Origin of the sequence: Tardiphaga sp. (assembly GCF_028290785.1) — a bacterium.
Classification (GTDB): Bacteria; Pseudomonadota; Alphaproteobacteria; order Rhizobiales; family Xanthobacteraceae; genus Tardiphaga.
In genome coordinates, this window is sequence record NZ_JAQGJD010000194.1 from 1 (window position 1) to 6,296 (window position 6,296).

Below are 6,296 nucleotides of genomic sequence, written 5' to 3' on the forward strand. Positions count from 1 at the left end.
ACAGCGCCTTCACTTCGGCGATGATGACGGCCGCCAGGTAAGCGCCGGAGATCGAGCCCATGCCGCCGACCACGACGACGACGAAGGCGTCGCCGATCACGATCAGGTCCGTCGCCAGCGTCGCCGGCTCGCGAGCGATCTGCAGCGCGCCGCCAAGGCCGGCCAGCAGCGCGCCCAATGCGAAGGCCCCGGTGAACAGCATGGCCTGGTTGACGCCGAGCGCGCCGACCATTTCGCGGTCCTGCGTCGCCGCGCGCATCAGGCGGCCGAAGCGTGTCTTGGCCAGCGCCAGGTGCAACAGCCACAATACCAGCGGGCCGACGAAAATCAGGAAGATGTCATAGGTCGGTAGCCGGCGGCCCAGCACCTCGATGGAGCCGGTCAGGCCCGGCGCGCGCGGACCGAGCAGATCCTCCGGTCCCCAGATCCATAGCGTCGCGTCGTTGATGACCAGCACCAGCGCGAAGGTGGCGAGCAATTGAAACAATTCGGGCGCGCGATAGATCCGGCGCAGCAGCAACACTTCAATGACGGCGCCGAGCAGGCCTACCAGCAGGGCGGTGACGATGATGCCGCCCCAGAAGCCGGTCACGCCGCCGATCTTGGTCGCAAAGGTGTAGGCGATGTAAGTCCCCACCATATAGAGGGACCCGTGCGCAATATTGACGATGCGGGTGACGCCGAAAATCAGCGACAGGCCGGCGGCCACGAAGAACAGGCCTGACGCCGACGACAGGCCGTTGATGGCCTGAAATAGAAACGAGCTGAAGGTCATCGGAAGACAGCCTCTCCCCGCTGTACAGCGGCGGGGAGAGGAACGATGGCGGTCATGGCGATGCTATCCATCAATCGGCGGGACGCAGCTTCTTCACGTCGGCGTCGCTGGGCAGCACGCTGGCGCCATCGACATACTTGAAGTCGACCATGGTACCCCTGCCGTTCTCGAGCGCGATCTTGCCGACATAGGCGCCCATCGTCGCCTGGTGATCGCTGGCGCGGTAGACGAACGGGCCGAACGGACCATCGACCTTGAGGCCTTCGAAGGCAGCGATCATCTTGTCGGTGTCGGTCGATCCCGCCTTGGCGATGCCGGCGGCCAGCGACTTCATGGTGGTGTAGCCGACGATCGAGCCGAGCCGCGGATAGTCGTTGTACTTCTTCTGATAGGCGGCGAGGAATTCAGCGTGTTCCGGGGTCTTGATCTTGTCCCAGGGGTAGCCCGTGACAATCCAGCCGACCGGCGCTTCTTCTTTCACCGGGTCGAGATATTCGGGCTCGCCGGACAGCACGCTGACCACCAGACGGTCCTTGAACGTGCCACGCGTGCCGCCTTCGCGCACCAGCTTGGCGAAATCGGCGCCGAACAGCACGTTGAAGATCGCATCCGGCTTGGCATCGTCGATCGCCTGCGCCACGGCGCCGGCATCGACCTTGCCGAGCGGCGGCGCCTGCTCGGTGACGAACTCGATGTCCGGCTGCTTCGCCTTCATCAGTTCCTTGAACGCTGCGACGGCGGTCTGGCCGTATTCGTAGTTCGGATAAACGATCGCCCAACGCTTCTTCTTCGCGGCCAGCGCATCCGGCAGCAGCATCGCCACCTGTGCATAGGTTTGTGTGCGCAGGCGGAAGGTGTACTTGTTGCCGTTCTGCCAGGTGATCTTGTCGCTCAGCGGTTCGGCGGCGAGGAAGAACACTTTCTTCTTGCCGGCGAATTCGGTGACGGCCAGGCCAATGTTTGACAGGAACGTGCCGGCAAGGATGTTGACGCCTTCGCGCGTCACCAGTTCGTCTGCCACGCGGACGGCATCGCCGGGATTCGAACCGTCGTCGCGCGAGATGACTTCCAGCTTCTTGCCAAGGACGCCGCCCTTGGCGTTGATCTCCTCGATCGCCATCTCCCAGCCCTTCTTGTAGGGATCGAGGAACGCGGTCTGGGTCTTGTAGCTGTTCAACTCACCGATCTTGATCGTTTCCTGCGCAGAGGCTGCAAAGCCGAACGAGGCCGTCAGCGCGCCGGCAAGGGCGAGTGAACCGAGGGTACGAGCCGTCATCATGATCGAACTCCGTTGTGATCGAGGATTGCGATATTTATCTGTCGCTGCAGCTTTCGCAAGCAAGTGCACGGGCGTCTCGCGCAAGGCGCTTCTGCCGGCATCTGCTACCCGAATTAGTTTGTACGCAAATAGTCTTGCGCACCCTCTTTATTGTCAAGACGGGTCTTGATGCAACATGCCTAGCACATCGCCGCCAATTTGATCAGGCACGGGTAGCGACGACGCTCACCTCTGCCACAAGCGCTCTGTCCCCTCTCCCCTGCGCGAAGCAAAACTTCGCTAGGTGGGAGAGGGTGGATCGAACCGCGTAGCGGTTCGATCCGGTTGAGGGGTGCCACGAGCTCACAGCCTGGACGTACCCCTCATCCGCCTTCGCTTCGCGAAGGCACCTTCTCCCACAAGGGGAGAAGGAAGAAAGAACTGCGCCCCGCACTTAGTTCTACCGATCGCGGAAGCGATCCATCAGCGCCTTGTCCTGGCCGCCGTCGATCTCGATCATCGTGCCATTGGCCATCTGCACCAACGGTGACGACAGCATGACGACGAGGTTGGCGACTTCCTCGACTTCGGCGATGCGGCCGAGCGCGATCGACGCCGGTGCCAGCTTGTCGGCCTCCTCATAGGAAATACCCATGTCGCGCGACATCGCGGTGACGAGACCCGCCCAGCGCTCGGTGCGCACAGGACCCGGGTTGACCGCGCAGAAGCTGATGTTGTGGCGGCCGTACTGGCCGGCCAGCGACATTGTCATGTTCTGGCCGGCGGCGTTGGCGGCGCCGGGCGCGATCTCCCAGTACGACGGCTTCACGCCGTCATTGCCGATCAGGTTGACGACGCGTCCGCCGCCCTGCTTGACCATGATGGGCAGCGCGTGGCGCAGGCAGCGAACATACCCCATGAACTTGAGCTGCATCGCCTGCTCCCAGTCGGCTTCCGTCAGCGTCTCGATCACGCCGCCAGGCGCGGAGCCGGCGTTATTGATCATCAGGTCGAGGCTGCCGAGTTGCTTGGCGGCCTTCTCGACAAAGTTCTTGGCGTCCGCGTCCTTGGTCAGGTCGGCGGTAATCGCGACCACCGTCACACCATAGGCGTTCCTGATTTCTTCAGCCGTCTTCTCCAGCGGCTCCAGGCGGCGGGCGCAGATCGCCACGTTGACGCCCTCCTTCGCGAGCGTCATGGCGATCGCCTTGCCGATGCCTTCGCTGCCGCCGGTGACGAGAGCGCATTTGCCTTTGAGCTGGAGGTCCATGGAAGTGTCCTTCTGGGTTGGAAGATAAGAACGAAGCAATCGGTCGATAGTTGTCAGGCCCCGGTGAAACGCGGGGGTCTCTTTTCGGCGAAGGCCAGACGGCCCTCGGCGTAGTCAGCGCTGGCGTCGGCTGCGGCATAGAACTGTTCGGCTTCGGCCAGCAGTTCGGCATTGTCCGTCGTGATCGCCCGGATCGCGGCCTTGGCAGCCTTGATCGTCAGCGGCGCATTGCCGGCGATCTTTTGCGCCAGCACGCTCGCAGCCGCGGCCACTTCATTCTTCGCTGCAACGACATGCACGGCGCCGAGCGCATAAGCGCGCAACGCCGGCAAGCGATCCGCGGTGAACAGCACCTGGCGCGTGGCGCCGGCGCCGAACACCCGAATGAAGCGGGCGATGCCGCGCGGATCGTAGCCGAGGCCAAGCTTGGCGGCGGGCACGGCGAAGAAAGCGTCGTCGGCCGCCACGCGCAGGTCGCAGCTAGCCGCCACCGACGAGCCCGCCCCCATGCAACCGCCGTAGATCAAACCGATGGTCGGCTGCGGAATCGCCTCGATCGCCTTGCAGGTGTTTTCGACCAGATCGTCATAGGCGCGCGCCTGCCCCTCGCCCGATCGCGCCGTGGCAAAGTCGGAGATATCGGCGCCGGCGGAAAACATCTCCTCGCCATCGCCGCGAATGAGGACAACGCGGACATCGGGCCAGTTGCCGACGTCGCCGGCGAAGGCCGCAATCTTGTTCCACATAGCGGTGGAGATCGCGTTGCGCCGTGCCGGGCTCGTCAGCCGCAGCGTCGCGATGCCGTCCGCAATATCGATGTGGATATCGCCGGGGGTTTTCATGGCTCAGGCCGATTTCCGGTGCGACATCCAGGTGCCCGCCGCGGACGCGGCGAACAACTCCGCCAGCGCCGCATTGAACGCGGCCGGCTCTTCCGACGTGATGGTATGGCCGGAGCGCGGGATCACCAGCAGGCCGGCGGTCGGCACCGCGCGCTTGAGAAAGACGCTGGGATCGAGACACCAGTCGTCCTCGTCGCCGACAATGACCAGCAGCGGCACCGAGAACTTGTTCAGCGACGCTTCCATCTCCCACAGCATCGGCCGCTTGGCCTGCAGCTCGCGCATGGTCAGCGCATGGCCAACCGGCGAATGATCGGCCAGCATGCGGGCGAATTCGGCGAAGCCGCGCGGGTCCTTGTTCTTCTGGGTCTGCCGCGTGGCGCCGTCGGCATATCGCGCCGCCGCGGTCGGAAAATCCACCGTCTCGAACATTTTTGCGGTTTCGCGCGACGCGGCCCTGCCCTGCTCGACGAATACCGGGTCGGGGCTGGAGCCATAGCCGCAGCTCGCCGCCGTGACCGAAAGGCAGCGCTCGGGATAGTTGATGCCGACATGCAGCGCGGTCGACGCGCCCATCGAATGGCCGACGATGTGCGCCTTGTCGATCTTGAGCGCGTCCATCAGCGCGATGATATCGTCGCGCGCGATGTCCTGGCCGTAGCGCGCCGGATCGGTCGGCACGTCCGACGGCGGATAGCCGCGCTGGCTCATGGTGACGCAGCGATGGGCGCGCGAGAAGTATCGCAGTTGCGGCTCCCAGGTGCGGTAGTCGCCAGCATACTCGTGGACGAATACCACGGGACTCCCGGTGCCGACCTCTTCATAATAGAGTCGTGTTCCGTCGGGCGTCGTTACATGCGGCATCGTTGCCTCCTGTAGAGCAAATTCATTTGCACACAAACGAAATGCTAGTAGGCTTATTCCACAACCGCAAGAGGATTTAGTGGATTCAATTTTGGCATATCATTTGCAAACAAACAAATATTGCACTGCCACGCCGAGCGCGTGAAACCCGTTCGTTATGGCCGTTCCAAGGAGATGCCGATGACTCGACTTTCACGACGCGCCTTCGCATTGGGCACGGCTGCGACGTTGATAGGCACGACGAAGGCGACGGTATCCCGCGCGCAGGCGAGGCCCAAGATCCGCATCGGCAGCCTGACGCTTCCGGTGTTCGCGCCGATTATCGTCAACATCATGAAGGCGCGCGGCTTCGACACCAAGAACGGTTTCGACGCGGACGTTCAGGTTTATCCCTCTTTCTCCGCCTACTATGCCGGCCTTGCAACCGGCGAGATCGACACGCTGATCGGTGGCCCGACCTATTTCCAGAAGCTGCGCCTTGAAGGGGTGCCGCTGAAGATCATCGCCACCGGCGCGACGTTGGCCGATCTGGTGATCGTCTCGAAGGACCCGGCGATCAAGTCGCTCGCCGACCTCAAGGGCAAACAGCTCGCCGCCGACATGGGCAGCGGCCAATTCCAGATCCTGTCGATCTGCGCCCGGTCGAACAAGATCGACCTCGCCAAGGACATGACGTTGGTCAATGCCAACTTCGCCGTGGCGCGTGCGCAGCTCGCCGCCGGCCGCGTCGATGCTGCCATGCTCATCGAGCCGATCGCCACCATGATGATCAAGGACGACCCGGCGGTGAAGATCGTGTTCAATGCCAACGACGCCTGGAAGCAGCTCACGGGCGGCCACGGTTGGGAGCTGGTCTATGCGATGCGCGAAGATACCATCAAAAAGACGCCGGACGCGCCGGTCAAGTTTATCGCCGCCTTGCAGGACGTCACCAGCTACCTGCGCAGCGATCCCGATGGCGCCGACAGGATCGCGGTGGACACCGTCAAGCTGCCGCCCGGCGTCCTGAAGGAAGCGGTGCTGGCGAAACGCTGGGAGTTCGACGCCAAGCCGGCATGGGGCGACGAGCGCAAGGGCATCTGGGACACCTTCGAGCGCGCCGTTACCGCGGGCTTCCATCCCAGGCTGCCGGATCAAGCGATCATCTATGCCCCTTGATCAGACCCACCCGGCGACGCCGTTCGAAGAACCGCGCCGCGCGCTGCTGATCAGCAGCCTGCCGCGCGAGGCCATCGTATCGATCGCGGTGTTCGCCGCGCTGTGGCAAGTGATGTCATGGCTGGCACC

Annotated in this window: 6 protein-coding genes; 1 reads left to right on the forward strand and 5 read right to left on the reverse strand. The window is 63.5% G+C overall.

Features of this window, described 5'->3' with window-relative positions; genetic code table 11:
- The 5 genes from JWR89_RS11305 to JWR89_RS11325 all read right to left on the reverse strand — a co-directional run.
- A partial coding sequence (locus JWR89_RS11305) for a branched-chain amino acid ABC transporter permease (protein WP_299715782.1) occupies positions 1-775 on the reverse strand: 775 nt, incomplete at its 3' end.
- A gap of 70 nt (positions 776-845) precedes the next feature.
- Positions 846-2,051 carry an ABC transporter substrate-binding protein gene (locus JWR89_RS11310; RefSeq protein ID WP_299715796.1) on the reverse strand — a complete coding sequence of 402 codons (1,206 nt, stop codon included), beginning with the start codon at positions 2,049-2,051 and terminating at the stop codon, positions 846-848.
- A gap of 442 nt (positions 2,052-2,493) precedes the next feature.
- On the reverse strand, positions 2,494-3,303 hold the full coding sequence (locus JWR89_RS11315) for an SDR family NAD(P)-dependent oxidoreductase (protein WP_299715784.1): 810 nt from the start codon (positions 3,301-3,303) through the stop codon (positions 2,494-2,496).
- Positions 3,304-3,356: 53 nt separating this feature from the next.
- Positions 3,357-4,145, reverse strand: a complete 789-nt coding sequence (locus JWR89_RS11320; RefSeq protein WP_299715787.1) for an enoyl-CoA hydratase-related protein — start codon at positions 4,143-4,145, stop codon at positions 3,357-3,359.
- Positions 4,146-4,148: 3 nt separating this feature from the next.
- Positions 4,149-5,009: an alpha/beta hydrolase gene (locus tag JWR89_RS11325; protein ID WP_299715790.1), complete on the reverse strand. Its 861-nt coding sequence runs from the start codon at positions 5,007-5,009 to the stop codon at positions 4,149-4,151.
- Between the two features lie 180 nt (positions 5,010-5,189).
- Between JWR89_RS11325 and JWR89_RS11330 the strand changes: the two genes are divergently transcribed.
- On the forward strand, positions 5,190-6,167 hold the full coding sequence (locus JWR89_RS11330; RefSeq protein ID WP_299715793.1) for an ABC transporter substrate-binding protein: 978 nt from the start codon (positions 5,190-5,192) through the stop codon (positions 6,165-6,167).
- Positions 6,168-6,296: the final 129 nt, after the last annotated feature.

What these genes read in the sequence shown, in the direction of transcription:
- JWR89_RS11310 (WP_299715796.1), bottom strand. Translation starts at nt 2,051, where the DNA reads ATGACGGCTCGTACCCTCGGTTCACTCGCCCTTGCCGGCGCGCTGACG.
- JWR89_RS11315 (WP_299715784.1), bottom strand. Translation starts at nt 3,303, where the DNA reads ATGGACCTCCAGCTCAAAGGCAAATGCGCTCTCGTCACCGGCGGCAGC.
- JWR89_RS11320 (WP_299715787.1), bottom strand. Translation starts at nt 4,145, where the DNA reads ATGAAAACCCCCGGCGATATCCACATCGATATTGCGGACGGCATCGCG.
- JWR89_RS11325 (WP_299715790.1), bottom strand. Translation starts at nt 5,009, where the DNA reads ATGCCGCATGTAACGACGCCCGACGGAACACGACTCTATTATGAAGAG.
- JWR89_RS11330 (WP_299715793.1), top strand. Translation starts at nt 5,190, where the DNA reads ATGACTCGACTTTCACGACGCGCCTTCGCATTGGGCACGGCTGCGACG.